The organism is Streptomyces sp. 378 (assembly GCF_030124145.1).
GTDB lineage: Bacteria > Actinomycetota > Actinomycetes > Streptomycetales > Streptomycetaceae > Streptomyces.
This window is the reverse complement of record NZ_JASKMS010000007.1, coordinates 150,080-167,271: the sequence shown is the minus strand read 5'-3', so window position 1 is coordinate 167,271 and position 17,192 is coordinate 150,080. Positions and strand designations below refer to the sequence as shown.

15 protein-coding genes are annotated in these 17,192 nt (G+C 70.8%); 5 read left to right on the top strand and 10 right to left on the bottom strand.

Annotated elements, in window-relative coordinates; translation table 11 throughout:
- Positions 1 to 13: 13 nt before the first annotated feature.
- From QNO09_RS12690 to nsdA, 3 genes are all read right to left on the bottom strand, one after another.
- Positions 14 to 352, bottom strand: coding sequence for a P-II family nitrogen regulator (locus QNO09_RS12690; protein WP_003993253.1), 339 nt, complete (start codon positions 350 to 352; stop codon positions 14 to 16).
- On the bottom strand, positions 349 to 1,689 hold the full coding sequence (locus tag QNO09_RS12685) for an ammonium transporter (RefSeq protein ID WP_283970233.1): 1,341 nt from the start codon (positions 1,687 to 1,689) through the stop codon (positions 349 to 351). The genes QNO09_RS12690 and QNO09_RS12685 overlap by 4 nt, the downstream gene beginning before the upstream one ends.
- Before the next feature lie 341 nt (positions 1,690 to 2,030).
- Positions 2,031 to 3,524, bottom strand: coding sequence for a transcriptional repressor NsdA (gene nsdA / locus QNO09_RS12680; protein WP_283970232.1), 1,494 nt, complete (start codon positions 3,522 to 3,524; stop codon positions 2,031 to 2,033).
- Between the two features lie 445 nt (positions 3,525 to 3,969).
- Between nsdA and QNO09_RS12675 the strand changes: the two genes are divergently transcribed.
- Positions 3,970 to 4,635, top strand: coding sequence for a bifunctional DNA primase/polymerase (locus QNO09_RS12675; RefSeq protein ID WP_283970231.1), 666 nt, complete (start codon positions 3,970 to 3,972; stop codon positions 4,633 to 4,635).
- A 99-nt stretch (positions 4,636 to 4,734) separates the two neighbouring features.
- Here the strand turns inward: QNO09_RS12675 and ftsY are convergent, their stop codons facing one another.
- Positions 4,735 to 5,934, bottom strand: a complete 1,200-nt coding sequence (gene ftsY / locus QNO09_RS12670; protein WP_283970230.1) for a signal recognition particle-docking protein FtsY — start codon at positions 5,932 to 5,934, stop codon at positions 4,735 to 4,737.
- A 150-nt stretch (positions 5,935 to 6,084) separates the two neighbouring features.
- On the opposite strand from ftsY, the gene QNO09_RS12665 reads away from it, so the two are divergent.
- Together QNO09_RS12665 and QNO09_RS12660 are read left to right on the top strand one after the other, a co-directional pair.
- Complete coding sequence (locus QNO09_RS12665) at positions 6,085 to 7,056, top strand: LLM class flavin-dependent oxidoreductase (protein ID WP_283970229.1); 972 nt, start codon at positions 6,085 to 6,087, stop codon at positions 7,054 to 7,056.
- A gap of 53 nt (positions 7,057 to 7,109) precedes the next feature.
- Positions 7,110 to 7,487, top strand: a complete 378-nt coding sequence (locus QNO09_RS12660; RefSeq protein WP_283970228.1) for a hypothetical protein — start codon at positions 7,110 to 7,112, stop codon at positions 7,485 to 7,487.
- 110 nt (positions 7,488 to 7,597) lie between these two features.
- On the opposite strand, the gene QNO09_RS12655 is transcribed toward QNO09_RS12660, so the two are convergent.
- The 4 genes from QNO09_RS12655 to QNO09_RS12640 all read right to left on the bottom strand — a co-directional run bounded on the left by QNO09_RS12655 (position 7,598) and on the right by QNO09_RS12640 (position 13,880).
- Positions 7,598 to 9,016 (bottom strand): sugar porter family MFS transporter, encoded by a 1,419-nt coding sequence (locus QNO09_RS12655; RefSeq protein WP_283970227.1) that lies wholly within the window; start codon positions 9,014 to 9,016, stop codon positions 7,598 to 7,600.
- A 222-nt stretch (positions 9,017 to 9,238) separates the two neighbouring features.
- Positions 9,239 to 12,805 (bottom strand): chromosome segregation protein SMC, encoded by a 3,567-nt coding sequence (smc, locus tag QNO09_RS12650; protein WP_283970226.1) that lies wholly within the window; start codon positions 12,803 to 12,805, stop codon positions 9,239 to 9,241.
- Between the two features lie 212 nt (positions 12,806 to 13,017).
- Positions 13,018 to 13,221 carry a hypothetical protein gene (locus QNO09_RS12645; RefSeq protein ID WP_030852030.1) on the bottom strand — a complete coding sequence of 68 codons (204 nt, stop codon included), beginning with the start codon at positions 13,219 to 13,221 and terminating at the stop codon, positions 13,018 to 13,020.
- 377 nt (positions 13,222 to 13,598) lie between these two features.
- Entirely contained in the window at positions 13,599 to 13,880 is a 282-nt protein-coding gene (locus tag QNO09_RS12640; protein ID WP_283970225.1) for an acylphosphatase, read from the bottom strand.
- A 161-nt stretch (positions 13,881 to 14,041) separates the two neighbouring features.
- On the opposite strand from QNO09_RS12640, the gene QNO09_RS12635 reads away from it, so the two are divergent.
- The gene (locus tag QNO09_RS12635; protein WP_283970224.1) at positions 14,042 to 15,169 is read left to right on the top strand and encodes a CAP domain-containing protein; all 1,128 of its coding nucleotides are present in this window, start codon (positions 14,042 to 14,044) and stop codon (positions 15,167 to 15,169) included.
- A gap of 15 nt (positions 15,170 to 15,184) precedes the next feature.
- Here the strand turns inward: QNO09_RS12635 and QNO09_RS12630 are convergent, their stop codons facing one another.
- The gene (locus QNO09_RS12630) at positions 15,185 to 15,769 is read right to left on the bottom strand and encodes a flavodoxin family protein (protein WP_283970223.1); all 585 of its coding nucleotides are present in this window, start codon (positions 15,767 to 15,769) and stop codon (positions 15,185 to 15,187) included.
- A gap of 107 nt (positions 15,770 to 15,876) precedes the next feature.
- On the opposite strand from QNO09_RS12630, the gene QNO09_RS12625 reads away from it, so the two are divergent.
- Positions 15,877 to 16,275 carry a winged helix-turn-helix transcriptional regulator gene (locus QNO09_RS12625; protein ID WP_283970222.1) on the top strand — a complete coding sequence of 133 codons (399 nt, stop codon included), beginning with the start codon at positions 15,877 to 15,879 and terminating at the stop codon, positions 16,273 to 16,275.
- Here the strand turns inward: QNO09_RS12625 and mutM are convergent.
- Positions 16,265 to 17,125, bottom strand: coding sequence for a bifunctional DNA-formamidopyrimidine glycosylase/DNA-(apurinic or apyrimidinic site) lyase (gene mutM, locus QNO09_RS12620; RefSeq protein ID WP_283970221.1), 861 nt, complete (start codon positions 17,123 to 17,125; stop codon positions 16,265 to 16,267). The two genes, QNO09_RS12625 and mutM, sit on opposite strands and share 11 nt — an antisense overlap.
- Between the last annotated feature and the right edge of the window lie 67 nt (positions 17,126 to 17,192).

Here is a 17,192-nt window from a genome sequence, read left to right as displayed (position 1 = left end):
GCCTCAAGGGCCTTCAGAGCGCGTCGGGACCGCGCTCGCCGGTCCTCACCCGTACGGCCGTGTCGACCGGGATGGACCAGACCTTGCCGTCACCGATCTTGCCGGTGCGGGCCGCCTTGACCACCACGTCGATCAGCTGCTCGGCGTCGTCGTCCTCGACCAGGACCTCGATGCGGATCTTGGGGACCAGGTCGACGGTGTACTCGGCACCGCGGTAGACCTCGGTGTGGCCCCGCTGACGACCGTAGCCGCTGGCCTCGGTGACCGTCAGGCCGTGTACTCCGAAGGCCTGCAGGGCCTCCTTGATCTCGTCGAGCCGGTGCGGCTTCACGACGGCGGTGATGAGCTTCATGCGTCCACCTTCTTGCTCGCGGCTGCGGCGACCGGGGCCGTGGCGGCGGTCTTGGCGGCACCGCCACCGGCGCCGCTGAAGTCGTATGCGGTCTCGGCGTGCTCGGCCTGGTCGATGCCGGCGACCTCGTCGTCCTCGGGGACCCGCATGCCCATGGTCTTGTCGAGGATGAAGGCGAGGATCGCGGAGACGATCAGGGAGTAGGCGAGGACACCGAAGACTCCGGCGCACTGCTTCCAGAACTGCTCCAGGCCGCCCCCGTAGAACAGGCCCGCGACGTCGGACTGGCCCTTGCCGGTCGCGAAGAAGCCGATGAGCAGGGAGCCGAGGATGCCGCCCACCAGGTGGACGCCGACCACGTCGAGGGAGTCGTCGTAGCCGAACTTGTACTTCAGCCCGACGGCCATGGCGCACAGCACGCCGGCGATGACACCGACGGCGATGGCGCCGAGCGGGGAGATCGAGCCGCCGGCCGGGGTGATGGCCACCAGGCCCGCGACCGCGCCGGAGGCGGCGCCCAGAGTGGTGAAGGCGCCGTGGCGGATCTTCTCGTAGGCGAGCCAGCCCAGGACAGCGGCGGCGGTGGCGACCTGCGTGTTGACGAACATCAGCGCGCCGACGCCGTCGTCGTTGCCGAGCCAGGAGCCGGCGTTGAAGCCGAACCAGCCGAACCACAGCAGACCGGCGCCGAGCATGACCAGCGGCAGGCTGTGCGGGCGCATCGGGTCCCGCTTGAAGCCGATGCGCTTGCCGATGACGAGGATCACGCCGAGCGCCGCGGCACCGGCGTTGATGTGCACCGCCGTACCACCGGCGAAGTCGATGACGCCCAGTTCGAAGGCCCAGCCGCCGGCGCCCCACACCCAGTGCGCGACCGGGAAGTAGACGACGGTGGCCCACAGGGCGATGAACAGCGCCCAGGCGCTGAACTTGACGCGGTCCGCGAGGGCACCGCTGATCAGGGCGGGCGTGATGATCGCGAACATCAGCTGGAAGACCAGGAACACGAACACCGGGATCGTGTAGCCGGGCCACAGCTCCGTCAGGCCGATGTTGCCGAGGCCGACCCAGTCGGAGTTCCAGCCGATGAGGCTGCCGGAGTCGGTGCCGAACGCCATGGAAAAGCCGTACAGCACCCACAGGATGGTGACGATCCCGAGGCTGATGAAGCTCATCATCAGCATGTTCAGGGTGCTCTTGACGCGGACCATGCCTCCGTAGAAGAAGGCCAGACCCGGCGTCATGAGCATCACCAGGGCGGAACAGATGAGCATGAACCCTGTGTTCGCGGCAGAGAGCTTGGGCGCTTCTGCGGCAAGGGTGATGGCTGGTGCCATCGGCGTCTCCTCGTCATTGGTACGGCCCCGTGCGGGCGAAGCCTCGAGCGGTATGAGGGGTGGGCCGGTTATGCGCCACGAGATTGGCGCAGCGCGGTTTCGGTGGAAGCCCCTCGTTGTTTCGCGGCCGTGACGAAGGCGCCTGCTGTGTTACGCGTCGATGAACTGCCGGATTGCGAGCGCGCCGATCGTTATCGTGGCGCAACCTTCGGTTCCAGGCAGCCGTGGGCACACAGACCGGCCGCGGTCGGCCTTCCGATGACCTGGCATGGGGGAGCCGAGTCGGGCAGTTCGGGAGGGCCGGCCGCGGCCGGGGTTCCGGGGTGGGTCGTGCGGCTTGATCAGACCGCTTCGGCGGCGGTCTCGGGCAGTTCGGCGGCGAGCCGCTCGGTGAGGTCGACGACCTCACCGAGGTCGCCGAAGTCGCGGGCGGCCGTGTCCACCGTCTTGCGGATGCGGGTGTTGACGCGCTCGGAGCGGACCTTCTTGGCGACCTGCATGGCCTCGGCTGCGAAGACCGTGCTCCGCTCGGGCTCGCGCTGCAGGAGGTGCACCGTGGCCATGCCGATGAGGTTCAGTGCGTACGACCGCTGGTGCTCACCGTCCTCGGCGAAGAGCTCCACCGCTCGCTGCATCAGCGGCTCGGCCAGTGAGGCGTAGGCGGGGCTGCGCCCGGCGACGTAGGCCAGGTCGCGGTAGGAGTGGGAGTTCTCGCCGTACAGCTCGGCCTCGGAGAAGAAGCGGATCCAGTCGGGGTCGGGCTCGTCCCACTCGTCGGCCTCGGAGTAGGTGTCCTCGGCCATCCGGACCGCCCGCTTGCACTTGCCGGGCTGCCCCATGTTGGCGTAGGCGCGGGCCTCCATCGCATACAGCATCGACTGGGTGCGCGGGCTCGCGCAGTCCCGGCTGCCGTACTGCGCGAGGTGGATCAGTTCCAGCGCGTCGTCGGGCCGCCCGAGGTGGATCATCTGGCGGCTCATGCTGGACAGCACGTACGAGCCGAGGGGCCGGTCACCGGCCTCCTTGGCGGCGTGCAGCGCGAGGACGAAGTACTTCTGCGCGGTCGGCTGGAGCCCGATGTCGTACGACATCCAGCCGGCCAGTTCGGCGAGTTCGGCGGCGACCTTGAACAGCCGCCGGGTCGTGGCCTCGGGCTGGGGTTCCTGGAGGAGGTCCGTCACCTCGTGCAGCTGCCCGACGACCGCCTTGCGGCGCAGGCCGCCGCCGCACTGGGCGTCCCACTGCCGGAACATCACCGTGGTGGACTCCAGCAGGTCCAGCTCCGGCTTGGAGAGCCGGCCGCGGGCCCGCCCGGAACCGGCGTCGGGCTCGGAACGGGGGGCCGGCGGCGAGGGGACGAGCCAGCGCTGCATGGGTTCGATGAGGGTCGGGCCCGCAGCCAGGACCAGCGAGCTCCCGAGGAAGCCGCGCCGCGCCAGCATCAGGTCGCTGCGCGAGAACTCGCTGAGCAGGGCCACGGTCTGCGGGCCCGTCCAGGGCAGGTCGACGCCGGTCGCGGACGGTGACTGGCGCGCGGTGCGCAGCCCCAGGTCCTCGACGGAGACGACGACGCCGAAGCGCTCCGAGAACAGCTCGGACAGGATCCTGGGGATCGGTTCGCGGGGGTTCTCGCCGTCGAGCCAGCGACGTACACGGGAGGTGTCCGTGGAGATGTGGTTGGCGCCCAACTGCCGTGCCCTGCGGTTGACCTGGCGGGCGAGCTCGCCCTTGGACCAGCCGCTGCGCGCGAACCAGGAGGTGAGCAGCTCGTTCGGGCGCTTGTCAGCGTGCGTCGCGCTCGCAGCGTTCGTTCCGCTTCCGCCGTTGCCGCTCACTGGAACGCCCCCATCCCTGAGACCACTTGTCGCCGAGTGCGCCAAGCCCTATCAGCATGCCGGTTCGCACTGCCGTCCGTCCGGCCCTTGTCACCCTTCGAACGGAATGACGACTTGCCTCCGGCATACCCGCGAGCGCAGATGCCCCCAGGCCTCGTGCACACAAAGTAATCCTACGATCACCCGTCCGGCCACGGCTCACACGGAAACGCCACCATTCGCCACCCCATCGAATGAACTCCTGTACGCCTGGGCGCGATTCACTTGACACAGCACAACCGGGAGCGGGTGCAGCGACGCACTCAGGGGCGCGCGTCGCCGGGCGCGCCACCCCGGACGCATCCGGGCGCTGAATGAACCGACCGCCACCGGGAAGGCGGAAACGGAGAGTCACGCATCGCGTCCGCAGCGTAACCACCGGTGCGTCGGACCCGTTGGAGGGGGCATGGGCTTCACGATCGGCATCAGCCGGGGCATGCGCGACATCCGGTCCGGCTCACGCCGCCGCGGCCGCGCGTCGGACGGCACGGCCGTGGCCGAGTACACAGGACTGTGGGGCTGGGACGTGGTGCCGGGGGCCCGGGCCTCGGCGGGCGCCTGTTCCTGCGGCCGGGGCGACTGCCCGGCGCCGGGCGCGCACCCGCTGGACTTCGCGCCGATGCTCGCCGCCGGCGCCACGCTGGACGACGTGACCGAGATCTGGGGCGAGTTCCCCGGCGCCTCGGTGATGCTGCCGGTGGGCCGGGCGTTCGACGTCATCGAGGTGGCGGAGCCCGCCGGCTGCCGTGCGCTGACCCGGCTGGAGCGCATGGGCCTGCCTGTCGGCCCGGTCGCGGCGACCCCGGACGGCCGCGCGCACTTCTTCGTCGCCCCCGGCGCCGCCGCCGATCTGCCCGGCCTGCTCTACCGCATGGGCTGGGACGACCCGGACTCCCTCGACCTGCGCGGCCTCGGTCCCGGCACGCACATCACGGCACCGCCGTCCGACCGCGGCGGTCTGGGCCCGGTGCGCTGGCTGCGCTCCCCCGCCCTGGACTCGGCGTCCCACCCGCCGGAGGCCCGCCTGGTGCTGGGCACCCTGGCGTATGTGGCCCACCGGTCGCGGGCCTGACCACGCCGCGAACGTACACAGCGAAGCGCCCGTCCCCGACCGCGTCTGGGGACGGGCGCCTTTGCGACGCGCGGATCGCGTGGTACGGCCGAGGGGAGGTCACTCCCCGATAAGGGCGTCAACGAAGGCCTCCGGCTCGAACGGCGCCAGGTCGTCCGCGCCCTCGCCGAGCCCGATGAGCTTGACCGGGACGCCCAGCTCGCGCTGGACCGCGACCACGATGCCGCCCTTGGCCGTGCCGTCGAGCTTGGTGAGCACGATGCCGGTGATGTTGACGACCTCGGAGAAGACCCGCGCCTGGACCAGGCCGTTCTGGCCGGTGGTGGCGTCCAGGACGAGCAGCACCTCGTCGACCGGGGCCTGCTTCTCCACGACCCGCTTGACCTTGCCGAGCTCGTCCATGAGCCCGGTCTTGGTGTGCAGGCGGCCGGCGGTGTCGATGAGCACGACGTTCGCACCCATCTCCTTGCCCTCCTTGACCGCGTCGAACGCCACGGAGGCCGGGTCGCCGCCCTCGGGTCCGCGCACGGTATGGGCGCCGACGCGCTCGCCCCAGGTCTGCAGCTGGTCGGCCGCGGCGGCCCGGAAGGTGTCGGCGGCCCCGAGGACGACGCTCTGGCCGTCGGCCACCAGGACACGGGCGAGCTTGCCGGTGGTGGTGGTCTTGCCGGTGCCGTTGACACCGACGACCATGACGATGCCCGGCTTGCGGTCCTCCGGCTCGGTCTTGACCGCGCGGTCCAGGTCACGGCCGACCAGCGTGATCAGTTCCTCGCGGAGCAGGGTGCGCAGTTCCTCGGTGGTGCGGGTACCGAGCACCTTCACCCGCTCGCGCAGCCGCTCGACCAGCTCCTGGGTGGGCTGCACGCCGACGTCGGCGGTGAGCAGCGTGTCCTCGATCTCCTCCCAGGTGTCCTCGTCGAGGTGCTCGCGCGACAGCAGGACGAGCAGTCCCTTGCCGAGGGCGTTCTGCGAGCGGGAGAGCCGGGTCCGCAGCCGGACCAGGCGGCCGGCGGTCGGTTCCGGGATCTCGATCGCGGGAGCTTCGGCGGGCGGCTCCTCGACTACGACCGGAGCCGAGCCGTCCGGGAGATCCACCTCCTCTATCGTGCGCCGCGGTTCCTCCCGCGGCGTCTCGGCCTCTTCGCCGACGTGCGGCTCGGCCGGTGGGGCGGTGATGTCGGGCGCTGCGGGCGGGGGCGGGGGCAGCTGCTTCTTGCGCCGGCTGCCGACGATGAGCCCGCCGAGCGCGCCGAGCACGACCACGGCGATGACTACAGCAAGGATGACGATGTCCATAACGCGTCCAGTATCAGTCATGGGACCCCGGGTCACCCTGCTCGCACCGCCCCGGGACGCCGCGGGCCGCCGGATCTCCACAGCCCTGGATGTCTGACGCATCGTCAGCTAACGTCCCCCGGACACCCGCCCGGCGGAGGGAGACGCCCCATGCCCGTCACGGTCGCACGCTTCAACCTCGTCGCTCCCGGGGCCGGCCCCGCCGAGCTCGGCGCCCGGTACCGGGCGGCCCTGGAGATGGCCGCGTACGCCGACGACCGGGGCGTCACGACGGTGCAGACGGAGGAGCACCACGGGGCGGACAACAACTGGCTGCCGTCGCCGTTCGCCTTCGCGGGGGCCGTCTTCGGCGCCACCCGGCGCGTCGCGGTCACCGTTTCGGCGATCATCGGCCCGCTGCACGACCCGCTGCGGCTGGCCGAGGAGATGGCCGTGCTGGACCTGCTGAGCAACGGCCGGCTGGTGACGGTCGCCGGCATCGGGTACCGGCCGCAGGAGTACGACCTGTTCGGCGTGGACTTCGCCCGGCGCGGCGCGCTCCAGGACGAGCTGCTGGAGACCCTGCTGAAGGCGTGGACCGGCGAACCCTTCTCCTACCGGGGCCGCACGGTGCGCATCACCCCGCGCCCCTTCACCGAACCGCACCCGCTGCTCCTGGTCGGCGGCTCCTCCAGGGCCGCCGCGCGCCGGGCCGCTCGGCTCGGTCTGCCCTTCTTCCCGAGCGCGCATCTGCCGGAGCTGGAGACGTACTACAAGGAGCTGCTCGTCGAGTACGGCACCGAGGGCTGGGTCATGATGCCCGCCGCCGAGACTCCGCTGCTGCACGTGGCCGAGGATCCGGACCGGGCCTGGGCGCGGTACGGCCGGCATTTCCTGCACGAGGCGCGGACGTACGCCTCCTGGCAGTCGGGCGCGGTGCGCTCCGCCGTGAAGTCGGCCGCCACGACCGTGGAGGACCTGCGCGCGGAGGGCGTCTACCGGATCCTCACCCCGGACGCGTGTGTGGCGCTGGGACTGGACTCCTATGTGCTGCATCCGCTGGCGGGCGGGATGCCGGTGGAGGAGGGGTGGCGCAGTCTGCGGCTCTTCTGCGAGCAGGTGCTGCCGCGGGTGGGGAGCTGACGCCCACGGATATCCGGTGGCCGGCCCGGATGCTCCGGTGATGCACTGACGCCGTGAGTCTCTCGGTCGACGTGTTCCTGCGCGAACCGGACGGACAACGGCGGATACTCGACGTCCCCGAGGGGCGCGACGACTCGGCCGGGTTCGAGTCCTGGCGCGAAACGGTGTGGGGATCGCCGCCGGTGCGCGCGCTGGGGGCCCGGTTCCTGCCGGTGCTCGCCGACCACGACCTGGAGGTCGAGGCCGGGGACGTGGCGGAGTTCCTGCGCGAGGTGACGCTGCTGCGTGATCACCTCGATGCCGTCGCCGCGACCACACGCCGCCCGCGGGGGCGCGACGATCACCGGGAGGGGCTGGTGCGTCGCCTGCGCAATCTGGAGGTGGCCGCCCTGCACGCCGGGGTGATCGGGGGCGGCGTCCTCGTCTGGTGACCCGACGGACCACCGCCCCGGCTCGGGCAGTGGCCGAACCGGGGCGGTGGCGGGTTACGGGGAGAGGGGCAGCGGGGACTTGGCCCTTCTCCCCGAGTCGGGGGAACGGGTCAGCCCATCTCCTCCAGGGTCTTGCCCTTCGTCTCCTTGACGAACTTCAGCACGAACGGGATCGAGAGCGCGGCGAAGGCGGTGTAGATCACGTAGGTCGCGGAGAGGTTCCAGTCGGCCAGTGACGGGAAGCTCGCGGTGATGGCCCAGTTGGCGATCCACTGGGCGGCGGCGGCCACGCCCAGCGCGGCGGCACGGATCCGGTTCGGGAACATCTCACCGAGCATGACCCAGACGACCACACCCCAGGACAGGGCGAAGAAGAGGACGAAGATGTGCGCGGCGATCAGGGCGATCCAGCCCTGCGCGGCCGGCAGCTTGCCGTCGACGAGGTGGTACGAGAACGCCCAGGCCTCCAGCGCGAGGCCGACGACCATGCCGACCGAGCCGACGATCGCGAGCGGCCTGCGTCCGATGCGGTCGACGAAGATCATCGCGATGACGGTGCCGAGGATGTTGATGATCGACGTCGTGAAGGAGTAGAAGAACGAGGCCGTCGGGTCGACACCCACCGACTGCCACAGCGTCGCGGAGTAGTAGAAGGCGACGTTGATGCCGACGAACTGCTGGAAGACCGACAGGCCGATACCGATCCAGACGATCGGCTTGAAGAAGAAGCTGCCGCCCAGCAGGTCCTTGAAGCTCGACCTGTGCTCGCTCTTCATGGCGCCCTCGATCTCGGCGACCCGGGCGTCGAGGTCCACGTCCTTGCCCTCGACCTCGACGAGGATCTCCCGGGCGCGCTCATGCTTGCCGACGGAGATCAGGAAGCGCGGGGACTCGGGGATGGCGAAGGAGAGCAGCCCGTAGAGGACGGCCGGGACGACCATGACGCCGAGCATGACCTGCCAGGCCTCCAAGCCCATCAGCTTGCCGCGCTGGTCACCGTCGGCGGCGTGCAGCAGACCCCAGTTGACCAGCTGCGAGACGGCGATGCCGATGACGATCGCGGCCTGCTGGAAGGAGCCGAGCCGGCCGCGGTAGGCGGGCGGGGCGACCTCGGCGATGTAGGCCGGGCCGATCACGGAGGCCATGCCGATGGCGAAGCCGCCGACGACGCGCCAGAAGGCGAGGTCCCACAGCGCGAAGGGCAGCGCGGAGCCGACGGCGCTGACGGTGAAGAGGACCGCGGCGATCTGCATGCACCGGATACGGCCGATGCGGTCGGCTATGCGGCCGGCGGTGGCGGCGCCGATGGCGCAGCCGATGAGAGCGATGGCGATGACCTGGGCCAGGGCTGCTGAGCCGACGTCGTAACGGTCGCGGATGGCCTCGACGGCACCGTTGATCACGGAGCTGTCGTAGCCGAAGAGGAAACCACCCATGGCGGCCGCCGCGGCGATGAAGATGACGTGCCCGAGATGATCGGGGTGAGCCGTCCCGGCTCCTGACTTGGATGCCTGCGCTGTGCTGGTCACGTGTACTCCTCGGCCACCGGCAACGCTGCCGGAGGGGATCAGCCCTTCGAGGTGCCACCTGAAGGTACCTGAAGGTAAAAGGAACGTTGCCGAGACTATGCCTTCAAGTTTCGAAGTCAATAGTCGATCTCTGTGAAAAAGGCGCAAGAGTGTGTCAGGTATGTGTTCAAGAAATGAAGCCACCGCGGAGCCGCAGGTGAGACAGGTGTACGGCCCACACATCTAGCGCAGGCGCTGGCTGATGACCTTCGACACACCGTCGCCCTGCATGGAGACGCCGTAGAGCGCGTCGGCGACCTCCATCGTGCGCTTCTGGTGGGTGATCACGATCAGCTGGGAGGCTTCCTGGAGCTCCTGCATGATCCGGATGAGCCGCTGGAGGTTGGTGTCGTCGAGGGCGGCCTCGACCTCGTCCATGACGTAGAACGGGCTGGGCCGCGCCTTGAAGATCGACACGAGCATCGCCACCGCCGTCAGCGACCGCTCCCCGCCCGAGAGCAGGGACAGCCGCTTGACCTTCTTGCCCGGCGGCCGCGCCTCGACGTCCACGCCCGTGGTGAGCATGTTGCCGGGGTCGGTCAGCACCAGCCGCCCCTCACCACCGGGGAACAGCCGGCTGAAGACGCCCTCGAACTCCCGGGCCGTGTCGCGGTAGGCCTCGGTGAAGACCTGCTCGACACGCTCGTCGACCTCTTTCACCACCTGCAGGAGGTCCGCTCGCGTCTTCTTCAGGTCCTCGAGCTGCTCGCTGAGGAACTGGTGGCGTTCCTCCAGCGCCGCGAACTCCTCCAGGGCGAGCGGATTCACCTTGCCGAGCTGCTGGTAGGCCCGCTCGGCGGCCTTGAGACGCTTCTCCTGCTCGGCCCGCAGATACGGCCGGGGGCGGTTGCGCGGGTGCTCCGGGTCCTCCGGCAGCTCCTCGCCCTCGGCGGGGGGCGAGGGCGGCACGAGCTGGCGCGGCCCGTACTCCGCCACCAGTCCGGCCGGTTCGACACCCAGCTCCTCCAGCGCCTTGGTCTCCAGCTGCTCGATGCGCAGCCGCTTCTCGGCGCCGAGTACCTCGCCGCGGTGGACCGAATCCGTCAACTTGTCGAGCTCGGCCTTGAGGTCGCGTCCCTCCGTGCGGGCGCGGACGAGTTCCTGCTCCCGGCGGGCCTTGGCCGCCTCGGCGGCGGTGCGCTCCTCGTCGGCCCGGGCCAGGGAGACCTCGATGTGCGCGAGCAGCTGCCGGGCGCCCGAGCCGACGGCCTCGGCGACGGCCGCCTCGTGCCGCAGCCGGGCCCGCCGCTGCTCGGCACGCGCGCGTGCCTCGCGCTCCGCACGGGCGGCCCGGTCCAGGGAGTCGGCCCGGCCCGCCAGGCCCTTGACACGTTCCTCGTGCGTACGGACCTGGAGGCGTGCCTCCATCTCGGTCTGGCGGGCGTTGGCACCATCGGCCGCGAGCCGGTCCCGTGCGGAGGTGTCGGGCTCCTCCTCGATCGGCATCTCCTCGGCGACGGCGAGCCGCTCGGCGAGTTCCTCCACCTCCTGGAGCGCCCTGTCGAGGGCCTCCTGCGCCCGGGCCGCGGCGGCGGCGGACCGCTCGGCCTCTCCCGCCGCTCCGCGCGCCTGTCCGGCGAGCCGGCCGAGCTGCTGGGCAACGGACGACTTCTCCCGGTCGGCGGCCCGGCGCCGCTCCCCCAGTTCCTCGACCCGCGCCGCACACTCCGCGCGCCGCTCGACGGCCGTGTGCTGGGCCTCGGTGAGCTCCTCGCAGCGGACCGCCAGCTCTTCGAGCTCGGCGGCGGCCTCGTCGACGGAGGCCTGGACCTCCAGGAGGCTGGGGGCGCCGGCCGAGCCGCCGTGGGCGAAGTGCGCGCCCAGGAGGTCGCCCTCGGCGGTGACGGCGGTGAGGCCTGGATGGGCGTAGACGAGGTCTTCGGCGTCTTCGAGGGTGCCGACGACGACGATGCCGTGCAGGAGGCGGCGGACGGCCGGCATGAGGTCGGAAGGGCCGCGGACCAGTTCCGCGGCGAAGAGGTGGCCGGCGTCCGCGGGCCCGTCGGGGTCCGCCGCACCTCCGGGGTGAGCGTCTCCCGCCAGGAGCAGTGCCGCCCGGCCTCCGTCCTGTTTGCGCAGGAGTCTGATCGCGTCCGCCGCCGATGCCGGGCTCGTCACCGCGATGGCGTCCGCCGCCGCCCCGAACGCCGCGGCCAGGGCGACCTCGTGCCCCGGGGTCACCGTGAGCAGTTCCGCCGCCGGGCCGAGCAGGCCGGAGAGGCGGTCCTTCGCCGCGAGCAGTATCCCGGTGCCGTCCTTGCGGCGCAGACCGAGTGCCAGGGTTTCGTGACGGGCCTGGGTGGCGGCCCGCTTGCGTTCGGCCGCCGTGGCGTCCTCGCGCGCTGCCGTGAGGGCGGCCTCCGCCTCGGCCAGGCGCTGCTTCGCCGCCTCGTGCAGCTCGGCGAGCTCCGCGTCGCCGGCGTCGAGGCCGTCGACCTCGGCCTTGAGTGCCTCGTACTCCTCCTGGGCGGCGACGGCACGTTCCTGCGCCTCGTCGCGCGTGGCGGCCAGGCGTTCGATCTCGGCCTGGGCGGAGGCCGCGCGCGAGCGGGCGGCGTTGACCTGGCCGCCGAGCCGGGCCAGCCCCTCGCGCCGGTCGGCGATGGCACGGGCGGCGTCCTTCAGACGCCGTTCCTCCTGGGTGAGCGCGCGTTCCAGCTCGGCGCGGTGGGCGACCGTGTCCTCCAGGGCGCGTTCGGCCGCCTCCAGAGCCGCTTCCAGCTCGGCCTCCTGCTCACGGATGCGAGCGGCCTCACGCTCCATGTCCTCGGGGTCACGTCCGCGCCGCTCCTCGGGGGGCGCGGAGGTGGCACTCTTCACCCGGGCGTCGGCCAGCGAGATCGTGCCGCGCACCCGTTCGGCGAGCTGGGAGAGCTCGTACCAGGTCTGCTGGGCCCGCTGGAGGCGCGGTGTGAGCTGCCGGACCTCGTCCTCCAGCAGGGCCTCGCGCTGGAGCGCCTTGCGCAGCTCCTGCTCCGCGGACTCCTTGCGCTCCTTCAGCGCGGCCTCGTCGGCGACCTCGGCGTCCAGGGCTTCCCGGAGCCGTACGAGGTCGTCGGCGAGGAGGCGCAGGCGGGCGTCGCGCAGGTCGGCCTGGATGACGGCGGCCCTGCGGGCGACGGCGGCCTGGCGGCCGAGCGGCTTGAGCTGGCGTCGGAGTTCGTCGGTGAGGTCCTGCACACGCGCGAGGTTGGCCTGCATCGCGTCCAGCTTCCGCAGCGCCTTCTCCTTGCGCTTGCGGTGCTTGAGGACCCCGGCGGCCTCCTCGATGAAGGCGCGGCGGCCCATGGGGTCGGCGTGCAGCACGGAGTCGAGCTGGCCCTGCCCGACGATCACGTGCATCTCGCGGCCGATGCCGGAGTCGGAGAGGAGTTCCTGGATGTCGAGGAGACGGCAGGTGTCCCCGTTGATCTGGTACTCGCTGCCGCCGTTGCGGAACATGATCCGCGTGATGGTGACCTCGGCGTACTCGATGGGCAGGGCCCCGTCGGAGTTGTCGATGGTCAGGGACACCTCGGCACGGCCCAGCGGGGGGCGGCCGGTGGTGCCGGCGAAGATGACGTCCTCCATCTTGCCGCCGCGCAGCGACTTGGCGCCCTGCTCGCCCATGACCCAGCTGAGCGCGTCGACGACGTTGGACTTGCCCGAGCCGTTCGGTCCGACGACGCACGTGATCCCCGGCTCGAACCGGAGGGTGGTCGCAGAGGCGAACGACTTGAACCCGCGGAGGGTCAGGGCCTTGAGGTGCACGCCGCCGGACTCTACCGCCCGGGTCGGTCTCACTCCATGAACCCGCGGTTTCGCCGTTGAACACGCAGGGCACATCAGACGTTGAAGACGGTAAAAGGATGCGGGGGCAAGAAAGAAGGGACGCCGACAGGGCGTCCCTTGCACTTCTGACAACTAGGCGGTTGTGACGGGCGGCCCAACCACTGCTGTGCTGTTGTGGAGCGATGCAGTGATCAGGTGAGCGCAGGCTCCGCCTGGTGTGCGTCAACGCTCTCCATGATCCTGTCGTGAGAAGCGGCAGCCGTCAGCGCTTCGTTCTCGGCCTGGATTCGTCCGAGCTCGGATTCCAGGTCCTGGACGCGCTGCTGGAGCCGTCGCATCTCGGCGAGGAGTCGCGGGTCGGAGCCGCCGACGTAACCGAGAAGCGCCTTTGCCATGATGGATGGTCCTCCACAATGCGTGACCGACCGCTGCGGTGTGGGTCGTGAGGGATTCGCACCCGCGGTCTTGGCAGGGCCTGGAGTTGTACTGCCGTTCAGCCATGCCAAACAGCTAAGGTGCGCGGGGCTTTCAGCGTCTCACCAAAAAGTTTGACGGTCAACACGATCACGCCCCGTATTGGGGGCGACCCGGGCGCGTGCGGCCTGGAACGGCCGTACTGCGGCTTCTGCGGGGCCCTCGGGGCGTGGCGATCATCCTTGCGTGTGGAGCGGGCCAAGGCAAGCGGTTCTGGCAATCACCAGGGAGTTTCGCTCCGGGGCGGTCGTGTGCGAGCCGTTCACGGGCGGTCTCGGCAACCGTCCGCTGCGGGTGATCACCGGATGGCGAAGCCGTCATAACCGCCGCGAGGTGTGTCCCAGATCTCGGTGACGCCGTCCACGCGGCCGGGCGTGTCGTCACTCCGGAGCCACTCCAGCAGCCCTTCACAGCCCTCGCGCCCGCCCTCGGCGACCACCTGGACCCGTCCGTCGCCCAAATTGAGAGCAAAACCACTCAGGCCGCCGATCTCCAACGCCTTGGCCCGCGTGAACCAGCGGAAACCCACACCTTGGACACGTCCGCGTACCCAGGCGACCAATCGCACATCCTCGCTCATGACTGCAACCTAACCGCCCATTCTCCCTCCGGGCACTTCCTCCCCTTGCGCCATGCGGTACCGTCCCCCCTCAACGAATCTCATATGAAACTCACACGATCGAGTGAGTTTGGTGTTGATCTCGAGGACGAGTCGACCGCCAGGACGAGGAAGGCCAGGACATGGGACGCCACCGACGCTCCGACGCCGGCCGCGCCGCCACGGGCCGCGCCACGGGAACCACCCACGCCGACGGCTTCGCGGAGGGCCAGGATCCGCTGTACTCCGGCACGGACGACGCCCCGACGATGGGCATCGCGCCCTATCTGAACCCGGAGGCGTACGCCCACAGCCACGCGAGGAGCGAGGCCTACCTGTTCGGGGCGGAGGCGGCCGCCGCGGATGACCGCCACGAGGACACGGCCGTGTTCGCGAGCGACGGCTTCGCGCCCGACGGCGGCGCCCGGCGCGCGGGTTCGCACCGCCGCCCCAAGAAGACCGCCCGGCCCGTGCGCACCGGACTGCTCGGTGTCTCCGCCGCCGTCGCCCTCGGCACGGTCGCGGTCGCCACGGGCGCCGTGCCCGGCCTCGAGAACTACCAGCTCGGCGGCAACAGCGGGGCCGACAAGGTGCAGGCCGGGGACACGCCGACGAACACCCCGATCGAGCAGGGCGGCACCTCCGGCAGCGCGGAAAGCCGCGACGAGGCGTCGACCAGCCGGAACGCCGAGCGGTCCGGCTCGCCGTCGCCGTCCTCATCCAAGTCGTCGGCCGCGCCGACGAAGACGCCGGAGAAGCCGGAGAAGTCGCGGGAGAAGACTCCGGAGAAGAAGAAGCCGGCGGCCACCCCGAGCGAGAAGCCGGACGACACCCCCTCGCGCACGGCCACGAAGGCGCCGAGGAAGCCCAGCGCTTCCGCCGCCCTGTCCGGCGAATCCGCCGCCGCGGCCCAGGTCCTCAGCCTGGTGAACGAGGAGCGGGCCAAGGTCGGCTGCAGCCCGGTCGCCGCCAACAGCGCCCTGACCGACCTGGCCCAGAGCTACAGCGAGGACATGGCCGCGCGGGGCTTCTTCGACCACACCGACCCGGACGGGCGCACGCCCTGGGACCGGGCCGGGAAGGCCGGGATATCCAACCTGGGCGGTGAGAACATCGCCCGCGGCCAGGCCGACGCCGCGGCCGTGATGGACGCCTGGATGAACAGCCCCGGCCACCGCGCGAACATACTGAACTGCGACTTCAAGACGCTGGGCGTCGGAGTCGAGCTCGGCTCGGGCGGCCCCTGGTGGACCCAGAACTTCGGCTACTAGGTCCCGCGACGACGCTCAGGCGGCGGCCAGGCCCTTGAGGAAGACGCCGGCCGTCTCCGCCACGCGGCGGCCCAGGTGCTCGGCGGTGGCGATGTCGGCCTTGTGGACGGCCTCCGGGCCCTCGTCGGCGTTGGTCTGAGCGGCTGCGCCCAGGAAGACGCCGAGACGGTTCAGGTCGTGCTCGGAGCCGGTGCTGCTGTTCCAGCCCGGGAGCAGCCCGAGGCTGACCCAGTGCATGCCGAGCTGCGCGGCGAGGATCTGGAAGTACTGCAGGGTGTGCAGCTTGTCGCCGCTCTTGGACGCGGAGTTGGTGAAGCCCGCGGCCAGCTTGTCCTTCCAGGCCTGAGTGGCCCAGCGCTTGGAGGTGGCCTCCGCGAAGGTGTGGAAGGCACCGGACGCGGTGCCCATGTACGTCGGCGATCCGAACACGATGACGTCCGAGCGGTCGAGGATCGCCCACTGTTCCTCGGTGATCTCGTCGACCTTGATCAGATGGACCTCGGCACCGGCCTCGACGGCACCGGCGCGGACGGCCTCGGCGATCACGACGGTGTGGCCGTAGCCGGAGTGGTAGGCGAGGGAGACAACGGGGGTGGTCACGTGAGAACTCCTGAAAGAGGCAGGTCGCTGACAACAACCAAAGGGAAGCACTAACTTCTAGTTAGTGCAACCTGTTGGTTAGCGCTGTGTTGGCGTAGGCTGGGCATATGACCACCACCCAGGAGCTCGCCGAAGGACTCGACGACCTCCCGTACAACGTGTTCGCCAAGGCCTGCCCGTCGCGCGGCACGCTGGAGCACATCACGGGCCGCTGGGGCGGCCTCACGCTCGGCGCCCTGTACGAGGGCTCGCTGCGCTTCAACGAGCTGCGCCGCCGCGTCGACGGGGTGAGCGAGAAGATGCTGTCCCAGACCCTGCACGCCCTGGAGCGCGACGGGCTGGTCCACCGCGAGGCCCAGCCCACGAACCCGCCCCGCGTGGACTACGAACTGACGCCGCTGGGACGCGCCGTGGCCGAACGCCTGCTCGCCCTCATCCACTTCGTGGAGGGCAACATGGACGACGTCCTGGCCGCGCGCGAGCGGTACGACTCCGCTAGGGCATGACCCGCGGCGGCCGCTGGCACCTCGGGCAGAAGTAGCTCGACCGGTTCATCCAGGGCCGCCGCCGCATGGGCGTGCCGCAGCGCCGGCAGGGCAGGCCCGCACGGCCGTACGCGTCGAGCGACCGGTCGAAGTAGCCGGACTCGCCGTTGACGTTGACGTACAGGCTGTCGAAGCTGGTGCCGCCCACCGCGAGGGCGGCGTTCATCACGTCCCGCACATGGCCCAGGAGCAGCAGGGTGCGCGGGCGGGTGAAGGTCGCGGTCGGGCGCTCGTAGTGGATGCGGGCGCGCCACAGCGCCTCGTCCGCGTAGATGTTGCCGACGCCGCTGATCAGCGACTGGTCGAGCAGGGCGCGCTTGATCGTGGTCCGCTTGCGGCGCAGCGCCTGGTGAAAGGCCTCGTCGTCGAAGAGCTCGTCGAGCGGGTCGCGGGCGATGTGCGCGATGACGTCGGGCAGGCCCTCGGGGGTGTTCTCGTGCAGCGACAGACCGCCGAAGGTCCGCTGGTCTACGAAGCGGAGTTCGGTGCCCAGGGCGTCGGTGAAACGGACCCGGATGCGCAGGTGCTTCTCGTCCGGGGCCGTGTGCGGCTGGACCAGGAGCTGGCCGCTCATGCCGAGGTGGGCGAGGATCGACTGGTCCGTGTCCTCCAGGGGCAGCCACAGGTACTTGCCGCGACGGCTGGGGACGCCGATGCGGTGGCCCTTCAGGCGGTGCGCGAAGTCGTCGGCGCCCGCGAGGTGGCGGCGCACCGCGCGCGGGTGCAGCACCTCGGCCTCGGCGACGGTCCGGTGGGCGACCCACCGCTCGAGACCGCGCCGTACGACCTCGACCTCGGGCAACTCGGGCATGGGGTCCCCCGTCACAAGCCTGCGGATGACGCGAGCGCCCGCCCCGGGCAGGGGCGGGCGCTCGGGT